Source organism: Nocardia otitidiscaviarum NBRC 14405 (assembly GCF_000308635.1).
Taxonomy (GTDB): Bacteria; Actinomycetota; Actinomycetes; order Mycobacteriales; family Mycobacteriaceae; genus Nocardia; species Nocardia otitidiscaviarum.
In genome coordinates, this window is sequence record NZ_BAGD01000038.1 from 19,870 (window position 1) to 34,511 (window position 14,642).

The 14,642-nt window shown below is 69.2% G+C and carries 10 protein-coding genes and 1 tRNA gene; 8 read left to right on the forward strand and 3 right to left on the reverse strand.

What is annotated here, in order from left to right; all coding sequences use genetic code 11:
* Position 1 precedes the first annotated feature (1 nt).
* The 3 genes from ON31_RS06410 (at position 2) to ON31_RS38515 (ending at position 5,059) form a co-directional block, all read left to right on the forward strand.
* The gene (locus tag ON31_RS06410; protein ID WP_039810344.1) at positions 2 to 838 is read left to right on the forward strand and encodes an NlpC/P60 family protein; all 837 of its coding nucleotides are present in this window, start codon (positions 2 to 4) and stop codon (positions 836 to 838) included.
* Between the two features lie 131 nt (positions 839 to 969).
* Positions 970 to 3,201 carry a hypothetical protein gene (locus ON31_RS06415; RefSeq protein ID WP_147286973.1) on the forward strand — a complete coding sequence of 744 codons (2,232 nt, stop codon included), beginning with the start codon at positions 970 to 972 and terminating at the stop codon, positions 3,199 to 3,201.
* Between the two features lie 688 nt (positions 3,202 to 3,889).
* Positions 3,890 to 5,059 (forward strand): peptidoglycan DD-metalloendopeptidase family protein, encoded by a 1,170-nt coding sequence (locus ON31_RS38515; protein ID WP_373282970.1) that lies wholly within the window; start codon positions 3,890 to 3,892, stop codon positions 5,057 to 5,059.
* A gap of 97 nt (positions 5,060 to 5,156) precedes the next feature.
* On the opposite strand, the gene ON31_RS06425 is transcribed toward ON31_RS38515, so the two are convergent.
* Both ON31_RS06425 and ON31_RS06430 read right to left on the reverse strand, forming a co-directional pair.
* Positions 5,157 to 6,557: a sodium/glutamate symporter gene (locus tag ON31_RS06425; protein ID WP_228812426.1), complete on the reverse strand. Its 1,401-nt coding sequence runs from the start codon at positions 6,555 to 6,557 to the stop codon at positions 5,157 to 5,159.
* A gap of 295 nt (positions 6,558 to 6,852) precedes the next feature.
* Positions 6,853 to 7,455: a TetR/AcrR family transcriptional regulator gene (locus tag ON31_RS06430; RefSeq protein WP_039810361.1), complete on the reverse strand. Its 603-nt coding sequence runs from the start codon at positions 7,453 to 7,455 to the stop codon at positions 6,853 to 6,855.
* An 88-nt stretch (positions 7,456 to 7,543) separates the two neighbouring features.
* Between ON31_RS06430 and ON31_RS06435 the strand changes: the two genes are divergently transcribed.
* From ON31_RS06435 to ON31_RS06455, 5 genes are all read left to right on the forward strand, one after another.
* Positions 7,544 to 7,948 carry a nitroreductase family deazaflavin-dependent oxidoreductase gene (locus ON31_RS06435; protein WP_039810363.1) on the forward strand — a complete coding sequence of 135 codons (405 nt, stop codon included), beginning with the start codon at positions 7,544 to 7,546 and terminating at the stop codon, positions 7,946 to 7,948.
* An 89-nt stretch (positions 7,949 to 8,037) separates the two neighbouring features.
* Positions 8,038 to 10,743, forward strand: coding sequence for a helix-turn-helix transcriptional regulator (locus ON31_RS06440; protein WP_039810365.1), 2,706 nt, complete (start codon positions 8,038 to 8,040; stop codon positions 10,741 to 10,743).
* 481 nt (positions 10,744 to 11,224) lie between these two features.
* The gene (locus ON31_RS06445) at positions 11,225 to 12,070 is read left to right on the forward strand and encodes an SDR family oxidoreductase (protein WP_039810402.1); all 846 of its coding nucleotides are present in this window, start codon (positions 11,225 to 11,227) and stop codon (positions 12,068 to 12,070) included.
* A gap of 14 nt (positions 12,071 to 12,084) precedes the next feature.
* The gene (locus ON31_RS06450; protein WP_039810368.1) at positions 12,085 to 12,741 is read left to right on the forward strand and encodes a carboxymuconolactone decarboxylase family protein; all 657 of its coding nucleotides are present in this window, start codon (positions 12,085 to 12,087) and stop codon (positions 12,739 to 12,741) included.
* Between the two features lie 83 nt (positions 12,742 to 12,824).
* A tRNA-Met gene (locus tag ON31_RS06455) sits at positions 12,825 to 12,898 on the forward strand.
* Positions 12,899 to 13,111: 213 nt separating this feature from the next.
* Here the strand turns inward: ON31_RS06455 and glpK are convergent.
* Positions 13,112 to 14,620, reverse strand: a complete 1,509-nt coding sequence (gene glpK, locus ON31_RS06460) for a glycerol kinase GlpK (protein WP_029931756.1) — start codon at positions 14,618 to 14,620, stop codon at positions 13,112 to 13,114.
* Positions 14,621 to 14,642: the final 22 nt, after the last annotated feature.

A 14,642-nucleotide genomic window follows, 5' to 3' on the forward strand; every position in this document is an offset into this window, starting at 1 on the left:
CATGGCATCGACCGATCGGCGTCGACTCATGTTCCTCGTCGCCATGGTTCCTTTTCCGATCCTGGTGATGATCCTGTTCGGGCTGATGATCGCCGGGGTCCTGATCCTGCTGAGTCTCGTGATCGGAACGGCTGGCCAATCGGCCTCGGCGGACCTGCACTATCAGTGCGATACCGCGCTGGGGCCGGACCCCTCGCTCACCGAGACGCCGGTGACCTCCACCGCGCCCCCGACCAGCGCGGCGGCCCTCACCGCACGGCCCTCGACGAATCCGTACGCCGCCATCACCGTGGACCCCGACGACACCGAAGTCTCCCAGTGGCAACGGGACTGCGTCGAGGCCATGCGCTCGGCCCCCTACCAGCTCCCCGCCTTGCGGACACCCAATACCGGCCCCGCCGGGGCATGCGCCGGGCAGCTCGCGATGACGCAGGAGGGAAGGCGGTGGACGGAAGGGGACGACGGCGCGTCCGGGCCAGCGGATCTGTCCCGGTCCGTCGTCTACTCGGCCGCGTTGGCCGCCACCACCACCGGTACGTGTGTATTGGTGGCAGCGCCCACCCCGAACGCCGACCGGCCCGGCTGCGCACCGGTGCTGCCGACCACGATCGCCGGACAGGGGGTATGCGGGCAGCGCGTCGATCCGTCCGCGGCCTCGGCGGGCGATCTGGTGTTCTGGGAGTACCGGGACAACGCGCCGACTCGGGTCGGCGTCGTCGTGGGCGACGGTCAGATCGTCACCGGCGATCCGTCGGCCGGTGGCTTCGTGCGGCAGGGGCTCCCGCGCGCCGGCGACGTTCGGGTCAAGCGGGTACTCGATATGGGAAGCGGTTCCTGACGGGGTGAACGCGACAAACATACGATCCGTGAATAACGGTTGAATTCCTCGCTTCGAATTCACTGATTGTTCGCCTGATCGACAAAAGGGCGATCCTGTAATCGATCGCTGTCCGTCGGTACGTTATCCACGTGTACATTGCGCCGGATATTCGGCGATGGATTCGCGAAAAGCCATCGCGGCGTCGCGCGGCCTGGATAACGTCCTGCTTCGTCCTGTTGGTGCTGGTCCCGGGCGCTTTGGGAACCGTCGCGACCGCACAACCGGGCACTGCGACGCCCAGCGCCGTGGTGAACGGCGGACTCGGCTGGATGGATATCCGGGACACTTCCGGAGTGCCGCTGTCGGAGTACCATTTCGCCACCGATCACGGCTCCTTGCTCAATCCCGGCGGCGGGATGTGGGCACTGCTGATCACCCTGGAATTCGCCGGATACATGGTGATCGTCACCACGGCGATCTGGCTTATCGGATATGTCCTCAGTTTTCGGTGGCTCGATCTCTTCGCCGACGCACTGATCGGTGTCGCGGATGGTGTTGCCGCACAGCTGGCGACTCCGATCGTGCTGCTCACCGCCGCCACGATCGGGGCGGTGGTGGCGGCCTGGCAGCTCGTGCGCGGGTATCGGGCCAGGGCCACCGCGCAGACGGTCGCCATGCTCGCCGTCGCTGTGCTCGGCCCGCTCTTCCTCGCCGAACCGCTCGCGGCGGTGCTGTCCTCCGACGGACTGCTGGTACACGGGCGCGATATCGGGTTGTCGGTCGCGGCGGGGCTCAACGGCGACGGCAACCCGCAGCCGAGTGGGCTGGTAGCGGCGGTGCAGGGCGACCTGGCGGACAACTTCGCGCGGCGGCCGGTGCAGGTGTGGAACTTCGGGCACGTCGTGGACGGACGCCACAGCTGCCGGGCGGCCTGGTCCGCCGGAATCCGGTCCGGTGAGGTGTCCGACGTCGCCGACGGGCTCCGGGACTGCGGGGATACCACCGCGCACGCGGCCATCGAGAATCCCGGAGCGGCCCAGCTGGGTACCGGGTTGTCGCTGCTCGTCTTCGGCACGTCGCTGCTGGCGTTCGCGGCCTATCTGGGCTTGCAGATCATCCGGTCCGCGCTGGACGCGGTGTATCAGGGGTTCATGGCGATCTTCGGCTTCGCGGCCGGAGGATTCGTCTACGGGCCGACGCAGACCTTCCTGGTTCGCAATATCGTCGATATCGGAGTGGCCGCCGCGCGCATGGTCGTCTACACCGTTTTCCTCGGTGTCTATGTGCTGTTTCTCGGGAATCTGTTCCGACTGGCCGGGGACCAGGTGCTCGCCGTCCTCACCATCGGTGGGGTCGTCGAGATCGTGGCGATCTGGCAGCTACGGAGATTGAAGCGGGGCCTGGATCGCGGCGCCGCATGGATAGCGAATCGGGTCGCGCTGACAGCGCAGGGTGGCGCCCCGGCCGGTGCCGGTTCGTCCGACCCGGCGGCTCTCGGCATGGGCGCCGTGCGCGCGGCGAATTCGCTGTCATCGGGGGCGGGTCTGCTCGTCGGCCTGGCCGCCGTATCCACGGTCAACAAGTCGCCGGCCACCGCGTGGCTGTTGGGCAAGACGCGGAATCCGTTGTCGCCCTATGCGCGCCGACGTCGGAGCGCGGTACTCGACTTCGCGGAATACAGCTCGCTGTCGTTGCACCGGCAGCGATGGGCGAAGGCGAACCGCGACTCCTGGGAGCGCGCGGCGCGCTATCGCGCCGAGAAGCACGGCGGTGTGGACACGCCGCTGGCCGTCGCCGAGGTCATCGACTCGCTCATGGATTCCGGAATCCCCAAGGCGGAACTCAACGGCGCGCTCGCCACCATCGGAGTGCGTCCGGACGACGCGTTGCACGCCGACCGTGCCATCGCCGTGCAGAACGCGTCGATGTCGCAGAACACCTATGTGCCGAACCGGGTGCGACAGGCCCTGGCCGCCTGGGAATCGGTGCACAACCATCCGGTCGGACCGGAGCGGGACCTGCGTGAGCATCTGGCCTTCGCCGCGCGGGCCCAGGTCGCGGCGCGCAAGCTCGCCCGGGATGCGCCGGGGCCGCGAGTCGACGCGGAGGTCGACTCGGCATTCGTCGATCTCGTACGCCGCCACTGGGACACCCCGGGGGCGCTGCGCTCCGTCATCCCGGCGGACCGGTGGCGGTCGGTCGGCGCCGCGACCCGGCACGTCATCGGTACCGAGGCGGCCGAGGCGCACAGCGCGGCGGTCGCACGGTACTACGGGGCGCCCACCGAGCGGAATCGCGCATTGGCCGACCATACGGCACACCGGATTTCGGTCCTCGGCCACGGACACCCCGATGAGGGACCGGGTCCGTGGGACTACTGAGGGCGGCCGCAGGCCGCGACCGCGCCGTGCCGCGACGGCTGTCGGGATTCCCCCGTATCCCTCGGTTCGGATTCACGGGTAGCGAAAAGACCTCCGCGCGAACGGGATTCGACCGTGCTCTCGGTCGGTAGCGTAGCGGCTCGGAGCTGTCACCCGGACCCGCTCCGGCCCGGTCGCCCGGGTGTTCCCAGCGGTGGTGGTTCGTGTGGCGGCGCGGGTGGTCAGGATGGTTGTCGGACGGTTCCCCGAGCGGGTCGAGGAGGCATCGGATGGCCATGTGGGCGGTGGCTTCGGACGGGGCGGGGGAGTGATGACCGTGAGTACCGAACCGGGGGCCGGTGCCGAGCTCGTCGACGAGACCGCGGATGTGCCGGACTCTTCGCTGTCGGTGGGCTTCGATGAGGACGACGGTGCGGGACAGGTAACGGCGACGCCGTGGACGCCCAGGCGAAATCACCCCGGAGGAACCACCGCGCCCACCTCGGCACCCACCGCGCCCGCGTCGACGTCCGGGCCGAACCCGGGCACTTCGGCCGCAACACCGTCGGCGGTGACGCCGGTGGCTGGTCCGGCGTCGCTCCCGAACGCGGTTGTGGCGCAGCCCGGTGCGATCGTCCCCGTGGCCGCGGTGACCGGACCGGATACCTCGGTGTCGGTAGCCGGGACGCCGCTCCCCGAGGGGCTCGGCATGCCCCGCGAGCGGTCGAGCCCGGGGCTCGACCGAGACAGCGAGGCCGATAGCGACGCCGACAGCGATGCGGCCGATGCCGATCGGTCCGGTATCGAGGACGCGTTGGCGCAGCTGCTACCCGCCCTGTCGCAGGCCCTGTCCACGCCGCAAACCCCCACCGCGAGCGCGACCAGCCCGCACACGACCGACTCCGGCACCGGTAGCGGTAGCGGGATATCCGACACCACGGTCACCGGCCCCGACGATGAACCCGTCACCGTCGGATTGTCTCCGCAGGCCGAGCGAGCCCTGCGAATCCTGAAGGTGCTGGCCGCCCTCTACGGCGCGCGCGAAGCCGCCGCCGCACCCACCACCGGCCTCGACGCGGCCACCGGCAAGACCGGTGGCACCGGCGCGACCGCCGCCGGCCACACCGCCGCCTCCCTGTTCCAACGGCACGCCGCCACCGCGTTCACCAATCTCGACAACCGGCTCGCCAACTACATCACCAACCTCGCCGGGGCCAATACCGTCGACCGCGCCCAGCTCCGGCATCTCATCCGCGAGACGAATGTCGCGCTGGCCACCCTGGGCCCGGACACCTACACCCCGGCGGGACAGCGTAAAGCCCACCAGATCCTCACTCGCGCGCTTCAGTACGCCCATCAGATCGTCGGCACCGGTCAGGGCAACTCCGCACAGACCGCCGCCCACATCAACCAACTCACCAACCAGTACCTCTACAACCTCGCCGGACAGAATCCGTCCAGCCATACCGGTGTCGGTGGCAGCGCGGGCAGCGGCCGTTTCGCGCTGCCCGCCCGAGGTACCTTCACCTCCGGATACGGTCCTCGATGGGGCAAGCACCACAACGGTGTCGATATCGCCAACGCGATCGGCACCCCGATCCTCGCCGCTGCCGACGGAGTGGTGGTGGCCGCCGGACCGGCGAGCGGGTTCGGCCAATGGGTGAAGATCCGGCACTCGGACGGTACCGAGACGATCTACGGCCATGTCGACAGCTACTCCGTCCAGCCCGGGCAGCAGGTCAGCGCCGGACAGCAGATCGCCCGGATGGGTAATGAGGGCCGGTCCACCGGTCCGCACCTGCACTTCGAGGTACGGCAGAACGGTTCGGCCGTGGATCCGCAACGGTGGCTCGCTCAGCGTGGAATTCAGGTGACGTGATCCGGATCCGCCCGCGCCGAACGCCCGCGGCGAGCACCGGGCATACGACGAGGGCGCCGAGCGGGTAGTCCCGGCTCAGCGCCCTGTCCGTACCGAATCAGCCGGTCGTGACCTGATCCGTGGCCACCGTCGGCGCGGGCGTTCGCTGTCGCCCGAAGTACAGCATGCCGATCGACAGCGATGCCACGAGCAGCACCAGCATCGGGCCGAGTACCCAACCCACACCGAAGTTGGCGATGATCGGAATGACGCCGGCCGTGACCAGTCCGCCGCCGAAGAACGGTTCCAGCAGGAGTTGCTTGTAACCGAAGGCGGAGTAGGCGGGTGTCTCCAGGTTGGGGTCGACCACGCGGAGCAGGATGAGTCCGGTGGAGGTGACACCCAGGGCCTGGCCGGTGTCGGCGATGCCGCGCTCGAACCAGAAGTTCGGCAGCATCCGCGGTGCCAGGAAGATGAAGGCGCCCACCGTCCAGGCCAGGCCCGCGCCGGCCAGTAGCAGGAACGGTCCGATATTCGACGCGATGGCCGACAGTGACAGGGTGCCGAGCGCCGCGATCACCAGGACGTCGAGCGAGAAGCCCTGCAGCCGTTCGATCAGCTGCTGATCGACGATCTCGTCGCGATCGAAGGCCTGGATGGCCAGCTGGACGATGATGCCGCCGACCATGGCGATCGGGAACAGCGGGACATAGGAGAACAGCTCGAAACTGTCGGCCCACAGCTTCGATTCCACCCACTGGATGCCGGTGAGCAACAGCCAGCCGATCAACACACCCATGGCCAGCAGACCGAAGTGCAGGGTGAGCGTTTCGATGGACGACGGCTGCACGGTCAGCGTGCCCGCGGCGCGGCGGCGCTCCTTCTCCACGATCCCGGCCTGTTCGGCCACCGAGGGCGAGGCATCGCTGTGCAGGATCTGCGTCTTGTTGCGGCGCACACCCCAGTTGATCAGGGCGATACCAACGATGATCCCGGAGAGGATGCCGATGGTGGCCATGCCGAGGGCGAGGTCCTGTGCCTCCGCGAAGCCGAATTCGGCGAAGGTGTCGGCCATCCCGGCGGCGGTGCCGTGCCCGCCTTCGAAGCCGATCTCGATCAGCGTGCCCGTCCAGACGGGCACATCGAACAGCGGGACCAGCACCAGTATCGCCAGCAGCAGGCCGACGACGTACTGGCCGCTGGCGATGGTCATACCGAAAGAGATCTGCGGCCCGGCGATGTTCAGGGCCTCCTTCGGCGACGGCAGGCGGTGCCCCATGAACAGACCGGCGAATACCAGTGAGATGAGCAACCCCGGCAGACTGCTCCATACGTCGAGGATCTCCGTGGTGAACAGGCCGGCATCGGCCATCCCGTCGAAACCCACCGCCGAAGCGATCCGACCGAGCACATCGGGGCCGATCAGCAGCGCGAGCACACCGCCGATGATCGAACTCGGAATGAACAGCTTCTGCGCCAATCGCCATTTCACGCGGATGATCTTGGAAACCAACATCATCACTCCGATGAGGAGTAACGCGAAACCTATTGTGTTCGCAGACATCAAGACCCTTTCAGCGCGACTCCGGGCACCCGAGGCAGATACCCGACAGCGCGTATTCGTCACGGCGGTGGCACGACGTGTGTAACGGGTCGCCGTCGTCGGCGGCGACAACCCGAGATAACTTCCCTCTAAACACCGTGCCGCTATGCAGCGGTACGTTATTGAGTGTGTCACAGGAGTTGGACGTGCCTTCCCATTCGAGGGAAGCCGAGTGGGCGCGTCTCGGGCCGTTGGTCGGCGGCTGTCGCCCTCAGGCGGGAGTGTCGGTACTCGGGCCGTCGCCGAGGTGTAGCGAGACCGCGGGGGCGATGCGGGTGACGAGGCCCTCGCGCGGTTCGGAGGCCACCGGTTCCACCCGCAGGATGTAGCGGAGGTAGGCGACGCCTACGAGGTGCGCCATGGCCAGGTCGATGCGCAGTTCCGCGTCGGGAAACGGTAGGGCGGAGGCGATTTCGGAGTAGACGCGGCCCTGGATGAACTGGCGGACGAGTGTCGCGGACTCGTCGTGGGTGGCGGCTCCGCGCAGGATCGCGAGCAGTGGGGCCCGGGTGTCGGGGTTGTCCCAGATCTCGAAGAAGACGCGGGTCAGGCGTTCTCCGAGCTGTTCCGGGTCGCCGTCGACGATGCGCGCCGCGATATCGGCGGGTTGGAACGGCCACCCCATGGTGGCGCGGAAGAGTTCGGCCTTGCTGCCGAAGTAATGGCGGATCAGGCCCGGGTCGACGCCCGCCTCGGCCGCGATCTCGCGAACGCTGGTCCGCTCGTAGCCGGTGGCGGCGAAGCGGCGGCGGGCCGTGGCCAGCAGCACCTCGCGGGTATCGGTTTTTCCTGGTCTGCGTCCGATCGGGGGCATGGTGTCAGGAATTCTACAAGCGTTGACTTCTGGCGTGTGGCGGCGGTAGTCTGGGGCCAGATAATTCCACAAGTGAGGAGTTTCCGAGATGCCTGCTCCACGCTGGGTCGCTCGCGTCAACAAGGCCGGGCTCAATCGCGTCACCAAGTTCATCGCGCCGTGGGCGCCCGGATGGGCGGTGGTGGTGCATCGCGGACGCAAATCCGGCAAGGTCTTCCGCACTCCGCTGTGGGCGTTCCGCCGCGACGGTGGCTTCGTGATCGCGCTGACCTACGGTCCCGAATCCGATTGGGTGCGAAATGTGATCGCGGCCGGACACTTCCAGCTCGAGACGCGGCGGCGCACCTACGAGGTCGACAATCCGCACGTCTACCGCGATCCCACGGCCGCCGACATGCCCGCCTTCATTCGCTTCATGCTCCGGTACGTGATCAAGGCGCCGGACTTCCTGAGCGTGAACGTGGTCCGCGAACTCACGCCCACCGCCCGCTGACCCACCGCCCAGCCGCGCACTGCCCGGCGCGCCGCGACGACCGGTGATACCTTCCGTTATCCACGTGGCGGCCAACTGTTTGGAGAGTGATGCTGTACGGGCGGCAGGTGGAGTTGTCGGTGCTGTCGGAAACTCTGCACGGTGAGGGCGGTGCACTGATCGTGCGCGGCGAGGCGGGTATCGGGAAGTCGGCACTGCTGGAGACCGCCGCCGCGCGAGTGCGGGCGCGGGTGCTGCGGGTGGCCGGAGCCGAGTCGGAGGCCGATCTGCCCTTCTCCGCGCTGCATCTGCTGCTCCGTCCTATCCTCGATCGGGTCGACGCATTGCCGCGGCAGCAGGCGCACGCGCTGCGCGCCGCGTTCGGCCTGGAGGACGCCGTCTCGGGCGATCGCTTCCTGGTTGGTCTCGCGACGCTCGAACTGCTGGTGGAACTGTCGGCGTCCAGTCCGGTGGTGTGCCTGATCGACGATGCCCAATGGCTGGACGGTGAGTCGGCGGACGCGCTGCTGTTCGCCGCGCGCCGCCTGCACGCCGAACCCGTCACGATGCTGTTCGCCGCCCGTGCCGACGGTTTTCCCGCGAGCGGGCTGCCGGAGCTGCGGGTGGGCAGGTTGGACGAGGAGGCGGCGCGGGCGCTGCTCGCCGAGCGGGCGGCCGACCTGCCGCCGGCGGTCCGGGCCCAGGTCCTGGCCGAGACCGAGGGAAACCCGCTGGCGCTCATCGAGATTCCACGCATGCTGACGCCCGCGCAGCGCCGGGGCGCGTCGGTTCCGATGTCGTTCTCGCTCGGCACGGCGACCGCGGTGACCGATCGGGTGCTGCTCGGTTTCCGCGACCGGATCGCGCGGCTGCCCCCGGCCACCCGCTGCTGCCTGCTGGTCGCGACCCTGGGCAACCACGACGAACTCCGACTGCTCGAGCGCGCCGTCGGTCTGCTCGGCGCCACCCTGGCCGACTTCGCCGCCGCGGAGCACGCGGGACTGGTGCGGGTGGGTCCGGACGGCGTCGCGTTCCATCACCCACTGGTGCGCACCGCGGTGCTGCTGGCTTGCGATGTCGCCGCCGGAATGGCCGCACACCGGGCGCTGGCCGAGGCATCCGACGACGACCGGCGCGCCTGGCACCTGGCCGCCGTCACGCTGCAACCCGACGAGGACGTGGCCGAACGACTGGAGGGTCTCGCGCTGCGGGCTCGGCGGCGCGGTGGGCAGGCGGCGGTGTCGGCGGCCTACGCACGCGCCGCCGAACTGTCCGCCGACGTCGGCCACGCGGTGCGCCGCGGCACCGCCGCGGCCGCCGCCGCGATCGAAGCGGGCATGTGGCAACGGGCGGCCGAACTCGTGGAGAAGGCGCGGCAGCGAGCCGACGCCATCCCGCCGCAGGGTGCGGTCCGGGCCGAACTCGCCTACGTACAAGCGAAATTGGAGGTCGAGGCGGGCCGTCCGCTGCACGCCGTGCGGCTGCTCCACCAGGCCGTTGCGGCCGCCGACGACCTCACCACCAGACTGTCGCTGCTCAGCATGGCCGGCTACTACACCTGGGCCAGCGCCGCCCACCCGGACCAGCTCACCCTGGCCCGCCGCACCGAGGAACTGTGCCCGGACGGCGACGGCCTGTCGGCGGTGGTGCGAACCATCAACCTCGCCTTCCGCCTCATTCTGGAGGGCGACGACGTGACCACGCTGACCTATCCCGTAGCCGGCCTGGACGAGACCGTGCCGAACGAGCTGCGCTTCCTCATCACCTTCCAGAGTCTCGCCCGCGCCGATTTCGGCGCCATGCTCGAGGGTGCGACCGAGCTCGTCGAGGAGTGCCGGGCGGAGGGCCGGCTGGGGCGAATGCCGCAGGCCATGCTGCTCCTCACACTGGCGCAGCTGCTCGACGGCCGCCACCGGTCCGCGCGGGCCACCGCGGCCGCGGGGCTGGCCCTGGCCGCCGACGTCGGTCAGCCCATGTGGCGTGGCTATCTGGCGGGTGCGCACGCCTGGCTGTCCGCGGTGGCGGGCGACGAGGCGGAGTGCGAGGCGCTGGCGGAGCAGGCGATCCGAGACGCCGACCCGACGCAGTGGATGCCCGCCGCCTGCTGGGTCGAATCCGCGCGGGGCATGCTGGATCTGGGGTCGGGTCGTTTCGAATCCATGCTCGACCGAGTGGACCGGGCGATGTCGGGCCCCACCCGCCATGCGTTCCTGTGGCGGTACTCCTGGCCGGATTACGTCGAGGCCGCGGTCCGGGTGGGTGATCCGGCGCGCTCCCACGATCGGCTCGCCCGCTACGCGGAGTGGGTGCGGTCCGCCGGGCGGGTCGGCCCGCTCGCGGTGCTGCACCGGGTTCGCGCGCTGCTGGCCCCCGACGACGCCGCGGGCGCGCTGTACGAGCGGGCGCTGGTGCTGCACGCCCGGGAGCGGCAGCCCTTCGACGAGGCGCGTACCCGCCTGGTCTACGGGGAGTGGCTGCGCCGCGATCGCCGCCGCGCCGAGGCGCGCACTCATCTTCGGATCGCCCTGGAAACATTCGACCGGCTCGGCGCCGCACCCTGGTCCGCCCGGGCGTCCGCCGAACTGCGCGCCACCGGCGTCACCGTCCCCGGGACCGGTATCGGCGACCCGCTGGGCGCGCTCACCCCGCAGGAACAGCAGGTGGTGCGGTTGGCCGTCACCGGGGCGTCGAATCGCGAGATCGGCGCTCAACTGTTCCTGAGTCCCCGCACCGTCGCCTCCCACCTGTACAAGGCGTTTCCCAAGTTGGGGGTCTCCTCGCGCGCCGAGCTGAGCAGGTTCCCGGAGCTGAGCTGAGGACGTCACACCTTGCGGTAGATGATCGGTTGCGCGGCAATGCCATTGGCTTTGATCGCCGGTCGCCGACCTCTCCCGCGAGCACCGGAAATTTGTCGTCGGTCCTCGGCAGCGCCCGAGCTTTCAGCGCCATGTGATCGTTGACCAGCTCCATGGTCGCGGACGGTACTCCGTACGTACCGGTGCTCGCTTCCGTCGGTCGACTGATACTCCGTAGCGCCGGACAAGCATGCCGCCCGTCGTGACTTCCCCTGTTGTCGAGGGAATTCCGGGCGCACCGGGATTTCGATGCCGCCGGTCTCCCAGGAGGCGTCAGCGGGCGGCCGCTGCTACCGGTGGGGGACGAACCCGTACCCGCAGGCCGCGGGCATCTGGTCCGCCCATGGTTCGTCGGGGCGGGCGCCGACGACCGATGCGCGCCGGATGCGGATCGGTCATTCGACGGACGCGGCCGCCCCGGCACTCGTCCTACGGTTCCGCCATGACCAGACCACCCGAGCCCCCGACACCATCGAAAACCGTGCTGGTGACCGGCGCTTCGACCGGAATCGGCCGCACCACCGCGCTGCTGTTGGCCCGCGAGGGCTGCACCGTCTACGCCGGTGTGCGCAAGGAGGCCGACGGCGAAGCACTCGGTCCCACCGTCACCCCGCTGCTGCTGGATGTCACCGATGCCGGGCAGATCGCCGACGCCGCCGAACGCATCGGCCGGCTGGACGCCCTGGTCAACAATGCGGGCATCGGTGTCACCGGGCCGCTGGAGTTCGTATCCCTCGACGCGTTGCGACTTCAGTACGAGGTGAATGTGTTCGGTCAGGTGGCGGTCACCCAGGCCATGCTGCCCAAGCTGCGGGCTACGCGCGGTCGAGTGGTCACGGTGGGCTCGGTGGGCAGCTGGATCACGCTGCCCTTCGGCGGGCCGCTGTGCTCGTCCAAGCACGCCATCCGTTCGCTCAATGACGCCCTGCGGATGGAGGTCGCGCCGTACGGCGTGACCGCGGTCCTGATCGAACCCGGCTCCATCCACACCGCCGCCGTGGACAAGTTGGAGGACGAGGTCGACCCGCGGCTGGCCGCGATCGGCGAGGAGGGGCGGCGACTCTACGGCGCGGCGTACCGATCCATGACCGCCGCCTCGCTGCGTGAGGAGCGGGCCGGTTCCAGCCCGGACGTGGTCGCCCAGGCCATCCTGCACGCGGTGACCGCCCGCAGGCCCCGCGTCCGGTATCCGGTCGGCAAGAAGTCCCGCCTGATGGGCACCCTCGGCCGGGTGCTGCCCCAACGCACCCTCGATGCCCTGCGCCTGCGCGCGCTCGGCCTGTCCTGAACGGAGTTCCCGCCATGACCCAGCTCGCCGGAGCCGACGCTCTGACCGACCTCGATCCCGTCTTCGCCCAACTCGCCGTCGGCGCGGGCCACAGCCTGTGGGGCCTGCCGAATCTGACCGTGCGCGAGAAGGCGTTCATCTGCCTGACCGCCGACCTGTGTCACCCGCATCTGGATCAGCCGCTGGCCATGCACATCGGTATGGCCCTGACCAATGAGGTCGACCCGGAAGCCGTCCGGGAACTCTTCCGCCATCTGGCCCCCTACGTGGGCTACCCCATCGTGGTCTCGGCCTTCCAGCGCCTGACCGACCTGGGCCTGCCCGCGGCGAAGGACACCGACCCGGTCGCCCCGACACCGCCGTCCGACGCACTGGCCCGCACGGTCCGCGACCTCGAACGCCTGGACCCCGGCCTGGCCGCCTTCACCGAGGACCAGTTCGCCCAACGCTGGGCCCGCCCCCACCTCAGCATCCGCGAGCGCGCCCTCACCTGCCTGGTCGTGGACATCTTCTACCAAACCCTGGACGAATCCCTACGCCTGCACGCGGAACTGGCCCGAACCGACGGCGCCACCGACGCGACCTTCCGCGACCTGATCCGCGGCGTCGCCGAATTCGGCCTGGCCCGCGCCTGGCGCGCCGCCCCGGCCCTCCTGGGCGACAGCCGCTGACTCCACCTTCACCACCGCAAAACCCGCTCCCGCCAGCGGATTAGGTACTACCCCCGAGTACTGGGTAGCGTAGTACCCACCGACGCGGGGTGGAGCAGCTCGGTAGCTCGCTGGGCTCATAACCCAGAGGTCGCAGGTTCAAATCCTGTCCCCGCTACTAACGAAGCGGCCCGGAACTTTCAGGTTCCGGGCCGTTTTCGTATGTGCCGGACGCGTCCTCGTCCGTTGCTCAGGCCGGGGACGGTTCCCCGGCGGCCAGCCGGGCGGCGTCGGCGAGCTTCCGCAACGCGGACATGCGACAGTCCGGGCCGAGACGTGGGGTGGGCATTGCTGTTTCTCCTTGGTAGCCGGGTGGATTAGGGGCGGAAGGTCAGTCCTCGACCCAATCGAAGGTCTTGGTGACGGCTTTCTTCCAGTTGCGGTACTCGGCTTCCCGGCGGGTCTCGTCCAGGGCGGGCTGCCAGCGCTTGTCCTCGGCCCAGTTCGTCCGGATGGCGTCCTCGCTCTCCCAGAATCCGACGGCGAGACCGGCGGCGTAGGCCGCGCCGAGCGCGGTGGTCTCCGCGACGACCGGGCGAATGACCTCGACTCCCAGGATGTCGGCCTGGAACTGCATGAGCAGTTCGTTGACGACCATGCCGCCGTCCACCTTGAGCGAGGTGAGCGCGACACCGGAGTCGGCGTTCATGGCGTCGATGACCTCGCGGGTCTGGAAGGCGGTGGCCTCCAGGACGGCCCGCGCGAGATGACCCTTGCTGACGAAGCGCGTCAGCCCGACGATCGCGCCGCGGGCATCGGAGCGCCAGTAGGGCGCGAACAGCCCGGAGAAAGCGGGCACGAAGTACGCGCCGCCATTGTCCTCGACGGTCCGCGCGTGCTCCTCGATCTCGGCCGCCGAACCGATCATGCCGAGGTTGTCGCGCAGCCACTGCACCAGCGAACCGGTCACCGCGATGGCCCCCTCCAGCGCGTACACCGGTTTGGCGTCGCCGAGCTGGTAGCAGACCGTGGTCAGCAGGCCATTGTTGGAGAGCACCTTGTCGTTTCCGGTATTGAGCAGCACGAAATTACCGGTGCCGTAGGTGTTCTTGGCTTCGCCGGGCGTCAGGCAGGCCTGGCCGAAGGTGGCGGCCTGCTGGTCGCCGAGAATGCCGGCGATGGGCACGCCGGCCAGCGCGCCGCGGGCGCGCACCGTGCCGTACACCTCCGAGGACGAACGGATTTCGGGGAGCAGTGACAGCGGCACGCCCATCTCCGCCGCGATCTCCGAATCCCATTGCAGCGTCTCCAGATCCATCAGCAGCGTGCGCGAGGCATTGGTCGGATCGGTGGCGTGCACGCCACCGTCCGTACCGCCGGTCATATTCCACAGGATCCAGGTGTCCATATTGCCGAAGGCCAGTTCGCCCGCCTCCGCGCGCTCCCGGGCGCCTTCGACATTGTCCAGAATCCACTTGATCTTCGGTCCGGAGAAGTACGTCGCCAGCGGCAATCCGGTCTTTTCCCGGTACCGTTCCTGTCCGCCGCCGAGCTGGCCCAGCTCCTCGGCGATGCGGTCGGTGCGGGTATCCTGCCACACGATCGCGTTGTAGACCGGCTCCCCGGTGGCGCGATCCCAGACCACAGTGGTCTCGCGCTGGTTGGTGATGCCGACCGCGGCGATATCGGCGGCGGTGAGATCACCCTTGGCCAGTGCGCCCGCGACCACCGCGCGGGTGTTCTCCCAGACCTCGGCCGGATCGTGTTCCACCCAGCCCGCGCGCGGGAAGATCTGGCTGTGCTCGCGCTGGTCGACGGCGATGACCGTGCCCGCGTGGTCGAAGATCATGGCGCGGGTCGAGGTGGTGCCCTGGTCGATCGCTGCGACATATCGTGACATGGGGATTTCTCCTTCGGCGAAA

Excerpts from the sequence above, each read along its gene's own strand:
- ON31_RS06410 (WP_039810344.1), top strand. The coding sequence starts at position 2 with ATGGCATCGACCGATCGGCGTCGACTCATGTTCCTCGTCGCCATGGTT.
- ON31_RS38515 (WP_373282970.1), top strand. The coding sequence starts at position 3,890 with ATGCCCCGCGAGCGGTCGAGCCCGGGGCTCGACCGAGACAGCGAGGCC.
- ON31_RS06425 (WP_228812426.1), bottom strand. The coding sequence starts at position 6,557 with ATGATGTTGGTTTCCAAGATCATCCGCGTGAAATGGCGATTGGCGCAG.
- ON31_RS06430 (WP_039810361.1), bottom strand. The coding sequence starts at position 7,455 with ATGCCCCCGATCGGACGCAGACCAGGAAAAACCGATACCCGCGAGGTG.
- ON31_RS06435 (WP_039810363.1), top strand. The coding sequence starts at position 7,544 with ATGCCTGCTCCACGCTGGGTCGCTCGCGTCAACAAGGCCGGGCTCAAT.
- ON31_RS06440 (WP_039810365.1), top strand. The coding sequence starts at position 8,038 with ATGCTGTACGGGCGGCAGGTGGAGTTGTCGGTGCTGTCGGAAACTCTG.
- ON31_RS06445 (WP_039810402.1), top strand. The coding sequence starts at position 11,225 with ATGACCAGACCACCCGAGCCCCCGACACCATCGAAAACCGTGCTGGTG.
- ON31_RS06450 (WP_039810368.1), top strand. The coding sequence starts at position 12,085 with ATGACCCAGCTCGCCGGAGCCGACGCTCTGACCGACCTCGATCCCGTC.
- glpK (WP_029931756.1), bottom strand. The coding sequence starts at position 14,620 with ATGTCACGATATGTCGCAGCGATCGACCAGGGCACCACCTCGACCCGC.